Genomic DNA, 15,442 nt, shown 5'->3' on the forward strand with positions numbered 1-15,442 from the left:
ATATTGTACATATACAAAAATTTGTACAAGATTTAGCAATCAGAGGTCGCCCATGTCCAGCGCAGCCATCGCCAAACCCAGAATCGCCATCAGCGCCTGCCTGATGGGTGCTGAAGTTCGCTTTAACGGCGGGCACAAGCAATCGCAGTTGTGCAGCCGCACCCTCGTCGACTATTTCGAGTTCGTGCCGGTATGTCCCGAAGTCGCCATTGGCCTGGGTATCCCCCGCGAACCGATCCGCCTGGTAGGCAACCCCGGACACCCTGAGGCGCTGGGCACGGTGAATCGCGACCTCAACGTGACCCGGCCACTGGCCGACTATGGGCAGCAGATGGCAGGGGAACTGGATGACATTTGCGGCTACATCTTCATGCAGAAATCGCCGTCCTGTGGGCTGGAGCGGGTCAAGGTCTACGACCACAACGGCGTGACCCAGGACGGCGGCGGGCGCGGCATCTATGCCCAGGCCTTTTGTGCCCACCACCCCGACCTGCCGGTGGAGGAAGACGGTCGCCTCAACGACCCGGTGCTGCGGGAGAACTTCCTGACCCGCGTGTTTGCCTATGCCGCCTGGCAATCCTTGCGTCGCCAGGGTCTGACCCGTCGCGGCCTGATCGAATTCCACTCGCGCTACAAATACCTGCTGATGGCCCACAACCCGGTGCAGTACAAGGTCCTGGGCTCCTTGTTGGGCAACATGGGCAGGACCGACCCTGATGAGCTGGGCCCACGCTACTTCAGTGCATTGATGGCGGCCTTGAAGAAATGCGCGACCCGCCGCACCCACACCAATGTGCTGCAACACCTGAGCGGTTACCTCAAGCGCGCCATCGACGCCGAGGACAAACAGGAAGTACAGCATCTCATCGGGCAATATCGCCTCGGCATCGTGCCCTTGGTAGTGCCACTGACGTTGCTCAAGCATCACTTGCGCCAGCACCCCGATCCTTACCTGGCACAGCAGGTCTACCTGCAACCGCACCCGGAAAACCTCAGCCTGCGAAACGCTATTTGATGAGCAACGAGCCCGACTCCAGCGCCCGCGAAGACCTCGGGGCCGATTTTGCCCAGGCCCTGGCACAAGGCTGGCTGCCCATACGCGAGGTCTCCCGGCAAACCGGTGTCAACGCCGTCACGCTGCGGGCCTGGGAGCGCCGTTACGGCCTGATCGTGCCGCACCGCACGCCCAAGGGCCACCGACTGTTCAATGCCGATCATGTGCAACGGATCCTGAACATCCTCACCTGGATCGATCGTGGCGTTGCCGTGAGCAAGATCAAACCCTTGCTGGACACACCGCAGCCGCCGAGCGAACCCACGCAGGCGCCAGAGAATGACTGGCAGCCCCAACGTCATGCCCTGGTGCTGGCGGTGACGCAACTGGCCGAGCGCCAGATCGATGACCTGGTCAATCAGGCGATGGCGCTATACCCGCCCTGGACCGTGTGCGAGCAATTGCTCTTGCCGTTGCTGGCCGAGCTGCAACTGCACTGGCAGGGCCAGTTCGGCGCGCAGCTGGAACGGGTCTTCCTGTATTCGTGGCTGCGCAGCAAATTCGGCAGCCGCATCTACCACAACAACCGTCAGCTGCGCGGCGCACCATTGTTGCTGGTCAATCATTCAGACTCGCCCCAGGAGCCGCACCTGTGGCTCACTGCCTGGCTGGCCAGCAGCGCTGACTGCCCGGTGGAAGTATTCGACAGCCCTCTACCGCCGGGCGAACTGGCCCTGGCGGTGGAACGCCTCAAGGCCCGGGGCGTACTGCTGTATTCCAGTCATGCCCTCAACCTTTCCCAACTGCCCCGGCTGTTGGGCGGCATCGATTGCCCGATCATCATTGCCGGCCCGGCCGCGTCGATCCACCACGCCATGTTATCCACAGGCGTCTCGCTGGTTGACGTGTCCTGGGCCGTAGACCCGTTATCGGCTCATCGCGAACTGAGCCGCAGAGCACTCCTTTAGATGGAAAAAACAGCATGCAACTGATCTGGCTGCGCAGCGACTTGCGCCTGCACGACAACACCGCCCTGACGGCGGCAGCGGCCCAGGGCCCATGCGTGGCGGTGTACCTGACCAGCCCCGAACAATGGCGCGCCCATGACGATGCACCGTGCAAGATCGATTTCTGGCTACGTAACCTCGGCGCGTTGAGCGCGGCCCTGGACGAATTGAACATTGCGCTGCTGATCCGCGACGCAGCGCATTGGCACCAGGCCCCAGAGGTGCTGCTCAAACTGTGTCGCGAGCTGAACGTCGGCGCCGTGCATGTCAACGAAGAGTACGGCCTGAATGAAACGCGACGCGACGCCGAGGTCGCCCGCGCCTTGAATGACCAAGGCATTGAATTTCACAGCCATCTCGACCAATTGCTGTTCAAACCCGGCAGCGTACTGACCAAGACCGGCAACTATTTCCAAGTGTTCAGCCAGTTCCGCAAGGTCTGCTACAGCCGCCTGCATTTCTCCTTGCCGAGCCTGGTCGCCACACCGCTCCGGCAGGCTCCCACCGGCATTGCCCGTGATCCGGTGCCGACGCAAGTCGCTGGATTCCCCCCACCCAGCGAAGCGCTACGCGCCCTCTGGCCCGCTGGCGAAACCGAAGCCCGTCGGCGCCTGGACACCTTTGTCGACCAACACATCGACGACTACCAGAACGAACGGGACTTTCCCGCCAGGCCGGGCACCAGCCAGCTATCGGCCTATCTGGTGGCAGGGGTGGTGTCGCCGCGTCAGTGCCTGCACGCCGCGCTACAAGCCAACCAGGGTGAATTCGAAAGCGGAAGTGCCGGAACAGTGACCTGGATCAATGAACTGCTCTGGCGCGAGTTCTATAAACATATTTTGGTGGGCTATCCACGCGTGTCGCGCCATCGCGCCTTTCGCCCGGAAACCGAGGCGCTGGCGTGGCGCGAGGCCCCCGCAGAACTGGAGGCATGGAAGCAAGCACGCACCGGCCTGCCGATTATCGATGCGGCCATGCGCCAGTTGCTGGAGACCGGCTGGATGCACAACCGTTTGCGGATGGTCGTGGCGATGTTCCTGACCAAGAATCTGTTGATCGATTGGCGCGAAGGCGAGCGTTTTTTCATGCAGCACTTGATCGACGGCGACCTGGCCGCCAACAATGGCGGCTGGCAGTGGAGCGCCTCCACCGGCACCGATTCGGCGCCCTGGTTCCGCATCTTCAACCCAATGAGCCAGTCGGAAAAATTTGATCGCGAAGGCCTGTTCATCAAACGCTGGTTACCTGGACTGAACGATCTGGACAGCCAACGGGTCCATAGCCCAAATACCCAAGGCGGCTTGTTTGGCGCAGTGGATTATCCGGCACCGATCGTCGATTTGCGCGAATCCAGGGCGCGTGCGCTGGCAGCGTTCAGAAACCTGCCAGCGCGCCAGGATGCAGGTACTGAAGGGATGGGCGATTAGCGAACAAGAAATGCCGGCCTGTGGGGTGCATTATTTACCCGATGACATATAGTCTTACTAATCGTATGGACTCTACTGAAAATGCGCTTAATCAGTACGCTGTCCAATCGAAAGGAGCATGGAATGGGTCTAACACTGCCGCGGCGCTATTGGCTCACCGGGGCTGGCAACGGAATCGGCGCTTCGTTGGCTGAAGCGATCCTGGAGACAGGCGCATATCTGGCCGTCAGTTCGCGCTCGGCCCGATCGTGCGACAGCTTTTCGGTACGTTATCCAGGACAAGTGCTGACAGTGCCTGGCAATTTGACCGACAGTCAGAGCGTGCGCGAAATCGGCGAACAAATCGCCCGCCAATGGGGCGCCTTGGACAGCGTGATCCTCAATCTCGGAACGGCTGAGTACGTTGACGGGCAGCCGGCCGATCACACCTTGATAGAACACATCGTGCGCAGCAACCTGCTGGCCGCCAGTTTCTGCATTGAAGTGGCCATGCCTTTGCTGCGCGCCGGGGCCGAACCTCATCTGGTGGGCATTGCCAGCCCGGTAACTTATCTGCCGCCCTCGCAAAACGAAACGGGTGGCAATGCAATGCGTTATCTGTTCACATCGGATCGAGCTGGGCTGGCATCCGCAGGTATCGATGTGACGTTGGTGCACCCTGGGTATGACGGTCCGTCGCTGGGGCCCGACGGTTGCTTTCCAACGCAGGCCCACCAGTCAGCGGACGAAGCGGCGCGGCATGTGCTCGAACAACTCGTCGAACGCCCCCGGGAAGTCGCGCTCCCCATCGCATGCATGACCGCACTCTGGCCCTTACCTTCTTCGACCGAAACCATGCCGGCCGATACCGACTCATGCCAGGCAAAAAACGGCTATCCGATCAAGGGACAACCCTGAGCCGCCGATTGCCTTACACTGCGCGTCATGAAAACCATCCCCCTGCATGAAATCCCGGCACCGGTCATCACCTGCTCGACGTGCGCGGCGTGCTGCTGCCAGCTGGAAGTGATGTTGATCACCGACACCGGGGTGCCGCAACGGTTTATCGCCACGGACGATTGGGGTGCCGAGGTGATGCTGCGACTCGATGACGGGTGGTGCGCGGCCCTGGATCGGGACAGCATGATGTGCAGCATCTACGAAAAGCGCCCGCTGATCTGCCGCGAATTCGAGATGGGGGCGCCGGAATGCCTGGAAGAACGCCAAGGGATTGCGACGGCGTATCGATAAAGGAATGATCTGACAGAGCTGATTTACTGTGGGAGCGAGCCTGCTCGCGAAAGCAGTAGATCAGGCAACACCATATTGGCTGGCCCACCGCTTCGCGAGCAGGCTCGCTCCCACAGTTCTCAAGCTGTTTTGTTACAGCGGCATCGTGTAGTGGAGCGCGTAGCTTTCTACACCGTCGTTGGTCGACTTGATGCCGGCGTTGGAGTAATGCGTGGCGCGAATGCCCACTTCATGTCCACCGTTGAAGCGCAGGCCGAACCCGATGCGATCTTCAAACTGGAAAGCCGTACCGAGCTTGTTGTCTTCCACTTCGGTATTGGCGAACAACGCCACACCGACACCCGCCTCAATGTAAGGCTTCACGTTCTGGCCGGAAAACTCATACACAAACACAGGCGAGAACGACAGGCTGTGGTTGCTGGACGTCTCGTCCCCCTCCCAATAGGTATAGGCGCCACTCCAGTAGCCGGTCAGGCGACCGACATCACTTTGCAGCCAACTCTTGTCCCAGTCGAACTGCATGCCCAGGCGATAAGTCATGGTCGAGTCGCTGGTCTGGCCAACCCCAAACTCCACTCCCGCTGCTTGTGCAGTGTAAGTGTGCCCCAACAATGCAGCCGCAAACGCGGCAAAACAGAATAAGCGCTTCATTAGAAACATCCTTTTCCGAACAGACTTAGTTGATTTTCTTACAAACAGACAGAGCTATAGAAATCTGCGCTAAAACAGAAGTTCAGCCTGTTTTACACAATTTTCACGTTTTTTTTACAGATCAAAGCTTCGCACAACGCCAGACGAATGCCATAGCGTGGGTAGGATTTTTCTTAAATGTATCGGGTCTGCACTCGTCCAGAAATGCGTTTCACTGGCTGGCTCCTCCGCCAACAGCCCGCGCTCAGTCAAGAGGCGCTGGAGTTGCCGGGCCACGGCGGCACCGGTGTCGATCAGGCTGATGTGCTCCGGAATCATCCGCGCGAGCAATGGCTTGAGGAACGGATAGTGCGTGCACCCCAGGATCAACGTGTCACAGCCAGCCGCCAGCAAGGGCTCGACGTAATGTTGCAGCAACTGATACAAGGCCGGGCTGTGCAGATCACCCGCCTCGATCAGTTCCACCAGCCCCGGACAGGGTTGCGTGATGACCCGCACATCGGTGGCGAACCGGTCGAGCAGCGCGGCGAACTTGGCGCTCTGTAAGGTACCGGTGGTGGCCAGCACACCGACGACACCGCTGCGGGTCGCGGCAGCCGCCGGCTTGACCGCCGGCTCCATGCCGACGATGGGCCAATCGGGGAAATCACGGCGCAGATCGGCAACGGCAGCCACCGTTGCGGTGTTGCACGCCACGACCAGCGCCTTGGCGCCCTGGCCCAGGAGAAAGTCGGCAATGATCGAGCAGCGTTGTCGGATGTATTCCGGGGTTTTCTCGCCGTAGGGAATATGCCCACAGTCAGCCACGTACAACAGCGACTCATCGGGCAGCAACCGACGGATTTCCCCCAGCACCGACAACCCGCCGACACCCGAGTCAAGCACACCGACCGGCGCTTCACTCATGCCGACCACCACAGACGCTGCAGCCTGGATCACGCTTGACCCGCAGTTCACGGAAACGCGTGCCCAATGCATCGATCAATAGCAGGCGCCCCACCAACGGCTCACCGAAACCGACCAGCAACTTCAAGGCTTCAAGGGCTTGCAGACTGCCTACCAAGCCCACCAACGGCCCGATCACGCCGGCTTCGCTGCAGGTCAGCTCGGCTTCGCTGCCGTGGCCGTAGAGGCAGTGGTAGCAAGGGCTTTCGGGGCGACGCGGATCGAACACCGACAACTGCCCTTCCAGGCGAATCGCCGCACCACTGACCAGCGGTTTACCCACCGCGACACAGGCCGCGTTCACCGCCTCGCGGGTCGAAAAGTTGTCGGAGCAGTCGAGCACCACATCCACCGCCGCGACCGCCGCGGCCAGGCTGTCTTCATCCATGGCCGCCAGGTGAGGCACCAGCCGGACCTCGGGGTTGATCGCCGTCAGGCGACGCATCGCCGAATCGACCTTGCTCAGGCCGACGCTGTCGGTGTCATGAATGATCTGGCGTTGCAGGTTGGTCAGGTCGACGGTATCGAAATCCGCCAAGTGCATCTCCCCCACCCCGGCGGCGGCCAGGTACAACGCCACCGGGGCGCCAAGACCGCCGAGACCGACGATCAGCACGCGGCTTTGCTTGAGACGCAATTGGCCGTCGATGTCGACGTGTTGCAACAGAATCTGCCGGCTGTAACGCAACAGCTCCTGATCGTTCAGCACGGCAGGCACCCCAGGCTGATGCGCTCGTGACCGCCCAGGTCCTTGCGGCTATGGACTTCAACAAAGCCTTGGGCTCGCAGCAAATCACGCACCGCTTCGGCCTGATCGTAACCGTGTTCAAGCATCAACCAGCCGCCCGGTTCAAGATGCCCGGGGGCCTGGGCAATGATCTGGCGCAGGTCATCCAGACCGTCCGGTCCCGCGACCAGGGCACTGGCCGGCTCGAAACGCACGTCGCCCTCGACCAGATGCGGATCGCTGGCCGCGATGTAAGGCGGATTACTGATGATCAATGTAAAACGCTCGCCCTCCAACGCGCTGAACCAGTGGCTGCTCAACACCGTGACGTTGCCCAGGTCCAGGCGCTGGCGATTACGTTCGGCCAGGGCCACGGCTTCCAGCACCCGGTCGACCGCCGTGACTTTCCAGGCCGCTCGCTCACTGGCCAATGCCAAGGCAATCGCGCCGCTACCGGTGCCCAGGTCCAGGACCCGGGCCGGGGTCGCCGGCAGCAACGCCAGCGCGGTTTCCACCAGCAACTCGGTGTCGGGACGCGGGATCAGGGTGTGGGGCGCGACTTCCAGGTCGAGCTTCCAGAAGCCCTGCTGCCCGAGGATGTACGCCACCGGCTCGCCGGAACGACGCCGGCGCAGGTATTCGGAGAACAGCAACGCCGCCTCGCTGGGCACGATCCGCTCGGGCCAGGTGTGCAGGAAACTGCGGGACTTGCCCAGCGCAGCGGCCAGCAACAACTCGGCGTCCAGCCGCGGCGTGGGCGAATCCGGCAGTTCGGCGGCGCGTAACAGACTGGCGATGATGGTCATTTATTCACCTGTGCTTACTCGCCAATCGCAGCCAACTGGTCGGCCTGGTATTCGGCCAGCAACGGCTCGATCACCGCATCGACACCACCGGCAAGAATCTCGTCGAGGGAATACAGGGTCAGGTTGACACGATGGTCGGTGACTCGGCCCTGGGCGAAGTTGTAGGTACGGATCCGCTCGGAACGATCACCCGAGCCCACCAGCAGCTTGCGCTCGCTGGCGATGGCATTGGCGGCGGCGCTGGTCTGCTGGTCGTTGAGCTTGGCCGACAACCAGGCCATGGCCCGCGCGCGGTTCTTGTGCTGGGAACGTTCTTCCTGACACTCGACCACGATGCCCGACGGCAAGTGCGTGATGCGGATTGCCGAGTCGGTCTTGTTGACGTGCTGGCCGCCCGCGCCGGAGGAACGATAAGTATCGACCCGCAGGTCCGCCGGGTTGATCTCGATGGCTTCCTGCTCGTCCGGCTCGGGCAATACCGCCACGGTGCAAGCCGAGGTATGGATGCGTCCCTGGGACTCGGTGGCCGGCACGCGTTGCACGCGATGGGCGCCGGATTCGAATTTCAGTTTGCCGTAGACATTGTCGCCTTCGACCCGGGCGATGACTTCTTTATAGCCGCCGTGCTCGCCTTCGTTCTCCGAGAGAATCTCCACCCGCCAGCCGCGCCGCTCGGCGTAGCGTGAATACATGCGGAACAGGTCACCGGAGAAAATCGCCGCCTCGTCACCGCCGGTACCGGCACGAATTTCAAGAAATACGTTTCGCCCGTCATTCGGGTCCTTGGGCAGCAGCATGCGTTGCAGGTTGCTTTCCAGTTCGAGCAACTGCTCCTTGGCTTCGCGAACTTCCTCCACCGCCATCTCGCGCATATCCGGATCGCTGTCCTTGAGCAGCGCCTGGGCACCTTCGAGGTCGCCCTGCACCTTGAGCAGCTGTTTATAAGTGGCGACGATCGGCTCGACTTCCGCGTATTCCTTGGAATAGGTGCGGAACTTGTTCTGGTCGGAAATGACCTCGCCATCGCCCAGCAAGGCGGTCAGTTCTTCGAAACGGTCCTGGAGGATGTCCAGCTTGTTGAGCAGTGACGCTTTCATTGCGGTTTTTTATCCGAAAAGCTATCCGGTGAGCCCTCACCGAGGGCAAAGAGTTCCTGGGCCATGGCCAGCGCATCGAGGCGACCTTCGGCGGTCAGCTTCTTGAGCTGGACGCTGGGGGCGTGGAGCAATTTGTTGGTCAGGCCGCGGGCCAGTTGCACCAGCACCTCTTCGGCACTGCCGCCGTTGGCCAGCAGGCGCTGGGCTTTTTGCAGTTCCTCGTCGCGCAGGCGTTCGCTCTGCTGACGATACGCCTTGAGCACATCCACCGCGGCCAGCTCGCGCAGGCGCACCATGAAGTCGTCGGCACCGACGCTGATCATCTCTTCCGCCGCCTGGGCCGCGCCCTGCCGGCTCTTGAGGTTCTCGGCGACCACCTCGTGCAGATCGTCGACGCTGTAGAGGTAAACGTCGTCCAGCTCACCGACTTCCGGCTCGATGTCCCGGGGAACGGCAATGTCCACCATGAAAATCGGTTTGTGCTTGCGCAGCTTCAGGGCACTTTCCACAGCGCCCTTGCCGAGGATCGGCAACTGGCTGGCGGTGGAACTGATGACGATGTCGCTGTGTACCAGTTCGGCCGGGATGTCCGAGAGCAGCACCGCATGGGCGCCGAACTGCTCGGCCAGGCTACTGGCCCGCTCCAGGGTGCGGTTGGCGACGACAATGCGCTTCACACCCAGGTCGTGGAGATGGCGGGCGACCAGGGTAATGGTCTCGCCAGCGCCGATCAGCAGCGCCTGGCTGCGTTGCAAATCACTGAAAATCTGTTTTGCCAGGCTGACAGCGGCAAACGCCACGGACACCGGGTTCTCGCCGATGGCCGTGTCGGTACGCACCTGCTTGGCGGCGTTGAACGTAGCCTGGAACAGGCGCCCCAGCAGCGGGCCGACGGTGCCGGCCTCACGGGCCACGGCATAGGCCGACTTCATCTGGCCGAGGATCTGTGGTTCGCCCAACACCAGCGAGTCGAGCCCCGAGGCGACACGCATCATGTGACGAACGGCCGCATCGTCTTCGTGCACATAGGCACTGGCGCGCAGCTCTTCAAGGCTCAGGTTGTGATATTCGGCCAGCCAGCGCAGGACTGAATCGGCTGAAACGTGATCCTGTTCTATATAAAGCTCGCTGCGATTGCAGGTGGAGAGGATCGCAGCTTCGCGACTGTCGGTGAGTCGGCAGAGCTGCTGCAAGGCCTCAACCAGCTGCTCAGGCGTAAAGGCCACGCGCTCGCGGACGTCTACTGAAGCAGTCTTGTGGTTAATACCGAGTGCAAGGAAGGCCATTCAAGGTCGCTGATGGTGACGTGAAGCCGGCAATTGTCCTACTTCGTCAGATTCAGAACAACCACTCGATCTCTATCGCCCTGCCCGGGATGGTAAATCGACGGGGCGGTTATGTTTGACTCAAGGCTTGTGTCATGATGATCCGACCGCAGGTTAGTCGTCCTCTTCCTATATGAATAGATCTTCCGCGTTGCTCCTCGCCCTTGCCTTGCTCAGCGGCTGCCAGTCCATGGCCCCCGTTTCGACGGACGGTACGCCGCCGGTCGAAGACAGCGTGCAGGCACCTGAAAAACCCAAGGTCTACGGTTCGTTCAGCGAAGAAACCATCTTCAGCCTGTTGAGCGCCGAACTGGCAGGCCAGCGCAATCGCTTCGACATCGCGCTGGACAACTACGTGACCCAGGCCATCAACACCCAGGACCCGGGCATCTCCGAGCGGGCCTTTCGCATTGCCGAATACCTGGGCGCCGACCAGCCCGCGCTGGATACCGCACTGATCTGGGCCAGGAATGCTCCCGATGACCTGGAAGCGCAGCGCGCCGCCGCCGTGCAACTGGCCCGGGCCGGGCGCTACGACGACTCCATGGTGTATATGGAGAAGGTCCTGCTGGGCAAGGGCGACACCCATTTCGATTTCCTGGCGCTGTCCGCCGCCGATACCGACCAGGAAACCCGCAACGGCCTGATGAAAAGCTTCGATCGCCTGTTGCAGCGCCACCCGAACAACGGCCAGCTGATTTTCGGCAAGGCCTTGCTGCTGCAACAGGATGGTGACACCCAGGGCGCCCTCACCCTGCTGGAAGACAACCCGCCGGAAGCCGGCGAGGTGGCACCTATCCTCCTGCGCGCGCGCCTGCTGCAAGGCTTGAATCGCGGCGACGAAGCGCTGCCACTGCTGGAAAAAAGCATCAAGAAATACCCGGACGACAAACGCCTGCGCCTCACCTATGCCCGCATGCTGGTGGAAAACAACCGCATGGACGACGCCAAGGTGGAGTTCTCCAGCCTGGTCCAGCAATACCCGGAAGACGACGAGTTGCGCTACTCCCTGGCACTGGTCTGCCTGGAAGCCAAGGCCTGGGAAGAGGCCAAGGGCTACCTGGAGGACCTGATCGCCCGGGAAAGCCATGTCGACTCGGCCCACCTGAACCTGGGTCGCATCGCCGAGGAACGCAACGACCCCGAGAGCGCACTGATCGAGTACGCCCAGGTCGGCCCGGGCAACGACTATCTGCCGGCGCAGTTGCGCCAGGCCGATATCCTGATCAGCAATGGCAAGACCGCCGACGCCCAGAGCCGCCTAGCCGTACAGCGCGATTCCCAGCCGGACTACGGCATCCAGCTGTACCTGATCGAAGCAGAAACCCTGTCGGCCAACAATCAGGGCGACAAGGCCTGGAACGTGCTGCAACAAGCCTTGAAGCAGTACCCGGACGATCTGAACCTGTTGTACACCCGTGCGATGCTGGCGGAAAAACGCAACGACCTGGCCCAGATGGAAAAAGACCTGCGCCTGATCATCCAGCGCGACCCGGACAACGCCATGGCCCTCAACGCCCTGGGCTACACGCTGTCGGATCGCACCACCCGCTATGACGAAGCCAAGCTGCTCATCGAACAGGCCCACCAGATCAACCCGGAAGACCCGGCGGTGCTCGACAGCCTCGGCTGGGTGAATTTCCGCCTGGGCAATCTCGACGAAGCCGAACGCCTGTTGCGCCAGGCCCTGGAGCGTTTTCCCGACCAGGAAGTCGCCGCTCACCTGGGCGAGGTCCTGTGGGCCAACGGCAAGCAACGTGAAGCGCGGCAGATCTGGAGCCGATTCCTCAAGGATCAGCCTGACAGCCCTATCCTGCGCAGCACCATCAAACGCCTGACCGGATCCGAGACTCTTTAAAATCATGTTTTTGCGCCATTTCATCGTTTTCAGCTTCATTGCCTTGCTCGCCGGTTGCGCGGGCTTCGGCGCCCGTGAATCCGTCCAGGGCCAGGGCAACCAGGCCCAGTGGCGCGAGCACAAGCAACAACTGAGCGGCCTCGACGGCTGGCAGATCGACGGCAAGATCGGCATTCGCGCGCCGAAGGACTCGGGCAGTGGCACGCTTTTCTGGCTGCAACGCCAGGACTACTACGACATTCGCCTGTCGGGCCCACTGGGTCGCGGCGCGGCACGATTGACCGGCCGGCCGGGCCAGGTTTCGCTGGAAGTCGCCAACCAGGGACGCTACGAGGCACCCACCCCCGAAGCGCTGCTGGAAGAACAATTGGGCTGGAAACTGCCGGTATCCCACCTGACCTGGTGGGTTCGCGGGCTACCGGCACCGGACAGCAAGAGCCGCCTGACCCTCGACGCCGACAGCCGCCTGTCCAACCTGGACCAGGATGACTGGCAGATCGAATACTTGAGCTATGCCCAGCAGAACGGCTACTGGCTGCCCGAGCGCATCAAGCTGCATGGCAGCAATCTCGACGTCACGCTGGTGATCAAGCAATGGCAGCCGCGCAAGCTGGGGCAATGACATGACCGCTGCACGCCTGACCCTGCCCTCCCCGGCCAAGCTCAACCTGATGCTGCACATCCTCGGTCGCCGCCCCGACGGCTATCACGAGCTGCAGACGATTTTTCAGTTCCTGGACTACGGCGACGAAATCACGTTTGCCGTGCGCGACGACGGTGTGATTCACCTGCACACCGAATTCGATGGCGTCCCCCACGACAGCAACCTGATCGTCAAGGCGGCGAAAAAACTCCAGGAACAATCCGGGTGTTCGCTGGGCATCGATATCTGGATCGAAAAAATCCTGCCCATGGGCGGTGGTATCGGTGGCGGCAGCTCAAATGCCGCGACGACCTTACTGGGGCTAAACCACCTCTGGCAGTTGGGCTGGGACGCGGATCGCCTGGCGGCGCTGGGCCTGACACTGGGTGCCGACGTGCCGGTTTTCGTGCGTGGCCACGCCGCTTTCGCCGAAGGCGTAGGGGAGAAACTCACCCCGGTGGAACCCGAAGAACCCTGGTACTTGGTACTGGTGCCGCAAGTCTCTGTAAGTACAGCAGAAATTTTTTCAGATCCGCTGTTGACACGTAACTCTCCTCCCATTAAAGTGCGCCCCGTTCCCAAGGGAAACAGTCGAAATGACTGCTTACCGGTGGTAGCAAGGCGTTATCCAGATGTTCGTAACGCATTGAATTTGTTAGGTAAATTTACCGAAGCAAAACTCACCGGAACTGGAAGTTGTGTGTTTGGGGGCTTCCCAAGCAAAGCTGAAGCTGATAAAGTCTCGGCCCTTCTGACAGAGACCCTTACGGGGTTTGTAGCAAAAGGAAGCAACGTTTCGATGTTGCATCGCAAGCTACAAAACCTGCTCTAAAAGGAATCGAGTGCTGGGCACTCGCAGCAACAGATACAGGGGCGTCGCCAAGCGGTAAGGCAGCAGGTTTTGATCCTGCCATGCGTTGGTTCGAATCCAGCCGCCCCTGCCATTTTCCTATACTCATCCAGGTATACCCTCAGCCTTCAGGTACTGCGCGTGTCCAAGATGATGGTCTTTACGGGGAACGCCAACCCCGATCTGGCTCGGCGTGTCGTACGTCAGCTGCATATCCCTCTCGGTGACATTTCTGTCGGTAAGTTCTCCGACGGCGAAATCACTGCCGAGATCAATGAAAACGTTCGCGGTAAAGACGTCTTCATTATTCAGCCGACTTGCGCTCCGACCAACGATAACCTGATGGAACTCGTCGTGATGGCTGATGCCTTCCGCCGTTCCTCGGCTACTCGTATCACTGCTGTTATTCCTTACTTTGGTTATGCCCGTCAGGATCGCCGTCCGCGTTCCGCACGTGTGGCAATCAGCGCGAAAGTCGTGGCTGACATGCTTACCGTAGTCGGCATCGATCGTGTCCTCACGGTTGACTTGCATGCTGACCAGATTCAGGGCTTCTTCGATATTCCCGTGGATAACATCTACGGCTCCCCGGTCCTGGTGGATGATATCGAAGATCAGCGCTTCGAAAACCTCATGATCGTGTCCCCGGACATTGGTGGCGTCGTGCGTGCACGGGCCGTTGCCAAATCCCTGGGCGTGGATCTGGGTATCATCGACAAACGCCGTGAGAAAGCCAATCACTCCGAAGTGATGCACATCATCGGCGACGTCGAAGGGCGTACCTGTATTCTGGTCGACGACATGGTCGATACCGCCGGCACCCTGTGCCACGCGGCCAAGGCCCTGAAAGAGCATGGCGCCGCCAAGGTCTTTGCCTACTGCACACACCCTGTGCTGTCGGGTCGAGCGATCGAAAACATTGAAAATTCCGTGCTGGACGAACTGGTGGTGACCAACACCATCCCGTTGTCCGCAGCAGCACAAGCCTGTGCGCGTATCCGTCAACTGGATATCGCACCGGTTGTTGCCGAAGCGGTTCGCCGCATCAGCAATGAAGAATCGATCAGCGCGATGTTCCGCTAAGGGCCCTGCCCTCACCGCGACATCTCGTTGACGAAAAGCGCCCCGCCCCGACATTCATTGTCGGGGCGGGGCTTTTTTGCCCATATCGCCTTTAGCGCTGGTCGCAAGCGCTGGGGTGAATGTGGTTACTTTGGAGATACAACATGAACGATTTTACTCTGAATGCTGAAGTGCGTTCCGACCTGGGGAAAGGTGCGAGCCGCCGCCTGCGTCGTCTCGCAAGCCTGGTTCCAGCTGTAGTCTACGGTGGCGACAAAGCCCCTGAGTCCATCAGCATGCTGGCCAAAGAAGTTGCCAAACTGCTCGAAAACGAAGCGGCCTACAGCCACATCATCGAGCTGAACGTTGGTGGCACCAAGCAAAACGTCGTGATCAAGGCCCTGCAGCGTCACCCGGCCAAAGGCCACGTGATGCACGCCGACTTCGTACGCGTAGTAGCCGGCCAGAAACTGACCGCTATCGTGCCTGTGCACTTCGTTGGCGAAGCTGCTCCGATCAAGAAAGGCGGCGAAATCTCGCACGTTGTTTCGGAAATCGAAGTGACCTGCCTGCCGAAAGACCTGCCTGAATTCATCGAAGTCGACCTGGCTAACGCCGAAGTCGGCACGATCATTCACCTGTCCGACCTCAAGGCTCCTAAAGGCGTTGAGTTTGTTGCTCTGGCACACGGCGATGACAAGGCTGTTGCCAACGTCCACGCTCCACGTGTTGCTCCAGAAGCCACTGAAGAAGGCGCTGCAGAGTAATTTCACTCTGTCGCCGGAGTGACCGGAAACATCGCGGACTGGAACGTAGCGAG

At 60.7% G+C, this 15,442-nt stretch carries 16 protein-coding genes and 1 tRNA gene; 11 read left to right on the top strand and 6 right to left on the bottom strand.

Annotated elements, in window-relative coordinates:
- Window positions 1-52 precede the first annotated feature (52 nt).
- The 5 genes from PBDP_RS24850 (at window position 53) to PBDP_RS24870 (ending at window position 4,658) form a co-directional block, all read left to right on the top strand.
- On the top strand, window positions 53-1,015 hold the full coding sequence (locus tag PBDP_RS24850) for a YbgA family protein (protein WP_116833442.1): 963 nt from the start codon (window positions 53-55) through the stop codon (window positions 1,013-1,015).
- Window positions 1,015-1,962, top strand: a complete 948-nt coding sequence (locus tag PBDP_RS24855; RefSeq protein ID WP_212801444.1) for a MerR family transcriptional regulator — start codon at window positions 1,015-1,017, stop codon at window positions 1,960-1,962. Before PBDP_RS24850 ends, PBDP_RS24855 begins: the two co-directional genes overlap by 1 nt.
- Window positions 1,963-1,976: 14 nt before the next feature.
- Entirely contained in the window at window positions 1,977-3,428 is a 1,452-nt protein-coding gene (gene phrB / locus PBDP_RS24860; RefSeq protein WP_212801445.1) for a deoxyribodipyrimidine photo-lyase, read from the top strand.
- Window positions 3,429-3,551: 123 nt separating this feature from the next.
- Window positions 3,552-4,325 carry an SDR family NAD(P)-dependent oxidoreductase gene (locus PBDP_RS24865; protein ID WP_176689623.1) on the top strand — a complete coding sequence of 258 codons (774 nt, stop codon included), beginning with the start codon at window positions 3,552-3,554 and terminating at the stop codon, window positions 4,323-4,325.
- 27 nt (window positions 4,326-4,352) lie between these two features.
- Window positions 4,353-4,658, top strand: a complete 306-nt coding sequence (locus PBDP_RS24870; protein WP_109754908.1) for a YkgJ family cysteine cluster protein — start codon at window positions 4,353-4,355, stop codon at window positions 4,656-4,658.
- A 132-nt stretch (window positions 4,659-4,790) separates the two neighbouring features.
- On the opposite strand, the gene PBDP_RS24875 is transcribed toward PBDP_RS24870, so the two are convergent.
- The 6 genes from PBDP_RS24875 to hemA all read right to left on the bottom strand — a co-directional run bounded on the left by PBDP_RS24875 (window position 4,791) and on the right by hemA (window position 10,170).
- Entirely contained in the window at window positions 4,791-5,309 is a 519-nt protein-coding gene (locus PBDP_RS24875) for an acyloxyacyl hydrolase (RefSeq protein WP_025215451.1), read from the bottom strand.
- Window positions 5,310-5,423: 114 nt separating this feature from the next.
- A complete protein-coding gene (gene murI / locus PBDP_RS24880) occupies window positions 5,424-6,215 on the bottom strand; it encodes a glutamate racemase (RefSeq protein ID WP_212801446.1) in 792 nt (263 codons plus the stop codon).
- Entirely contained in the window at window positions 6,208-6,963 is a 756-nt protein-coding gene (locus PBDP_RS24885) for a molybdopterin-synthase adenylyltransferase MoeB (RefSeq protein WP_212801447.1), read from the bottom strand. Before PBDP_RS24885 ends, murI begins: the two co-directional genes overlap by 8 nt.
- A complete protein-coding gene (gene prmC, locus PBDP_RS24890; RefSeq protein WP_109754909.1) occupies window positions 6,957-7,787 on the bottom strand; it encodes a peptide chain release factor N(5)-glutamine methyltransferase in 831 nt (276 codons plus the stop codon). Before prmC ends, PBDP_RS24885 begins: the two co-directional genes overlap by 7 nt.
- A 14-nt stretch (window positions 7,788-7,801) precedes the next feature.
- Window positions 7,802-8,884 (bottom strand): peptide chain release factor 1, encoded by a 1,083-nt coding sequence (gene prfA, locus PBDP_RS24895; protein WP_063324387.1) that lies wholly within the window; start codon window positions 8,882-8,884, stop codon window positions 7,802-7,804.
- Window positions 8,881-10,170, bottom strand: a complete 1,290-nt coding sequence (gene hemA, locus PBDP_RS24900; protein ID WP_116833445.1) for a glutamyl-tRNA reductase — start codon at window positions 10,168-10,170, stop codon at window positions 8,881-8,883. The genes prfA and hemA overlap by 4 nt, the downstream gene beginning before the upstream one ends.
- A gap of 172 nt (window positions 10,171-10,342) precedes the next feature.
- Between hemA and PBDP_RS24905 the strand changes: the two genes are divergently transcribed.
- The 6 genes from PBDP_RS24905 (at window position 10,343) to PBDP_RS24930 (ending at window position 15,389) form a co-directional block, all read left to right on the top strand.
- Window positions 10,343-12,067, top strand: a complete 1,725-nt coding sequence (locus PBDP_RS24905; protein ID WP_060740651.1) for a tetratricopeptide repeat protein — start codon at window positions 10,343-10,345, stop codon at window positions 12,065-12,067.
- Between the two features lie 4 nt (window positions 12,068-12,071).
- Window positions 12,072-12,689 carry a lipoprotein insertase outer membrane protein LolB gene (lolB, locus tag PBDP_RS24910; RefSeq protein WP_109754911.1) on the top strand — a complete coding sequence of 206 codons (618 nt, stop codon included), beginning with the start codon at window positions 12,072-12,074 and terminating at the stop codon, window positions 12,687-12,689.
- A 1-nt stretch (window position 12,690) separates the two neighbouring features.
- Window positions 12,691-13,542, top strand: coding sequence for a 4-(cytidine 5'-diphospho)-2-C-methyl-D-erythritol kinase (ispE, locus tag PBDP_RS24915; protein WP_109754912.1), 852 nt, complete (start codon window positions 12,691-12,693; stop codon window positions 13,540-13,542).
- Between the two features lie 37 nt (window positions 13,543-13,579).
- Window positions 13,580-13,654, top strand: a tRNA-Gln gene (locus tag PBDP_RS24920).
- A gap of 47 nt (window positions 13,655-13,701) precedes the next feature.
- Window positions 13,702-14,643 carry a ribose-phosphate pyrophosphokinase gene (locus PBDP_RS24925; RefSeq protein ID WP_003171603.1) on the top strand — a complete coding sequence of 314 codons (942 nt, stop codon included), beginning with the start codon at window positions 13,702-13,704 and terminating at the stop codon, window positions 14,641-14,643.
- 143 nt (window positions 14,644-14,786) lie between these two features.
- The gene (locus PBDP_RS24930; RefSeq protein ID WP_109754913.1) at window positions 14,787-15,389 is read left to right on the top strand and encodes a 50S ribosomal protein L25/general stress protein Ctc; all 603 of its coding nucleotides are present in this window, start codon (window positions 14,787-14,789) and stop codon (window positions 15,387-15,389) included.
- Window positions 15,390-15,442 lie beyond the last annotated feature (53 nt).

This window comes from Pseudomonas sp. St290, assembly GCF_018325805.1.
In the GTDB taxonomy this organism is placed as follows: domain Bacteria; phylum Pseudomonadota; class Gammaproteobacteria; order Pseudomonadales; family Pseudomonadaceae; genus Aquipseudomonas; species Aquipseudomonas bijieensis.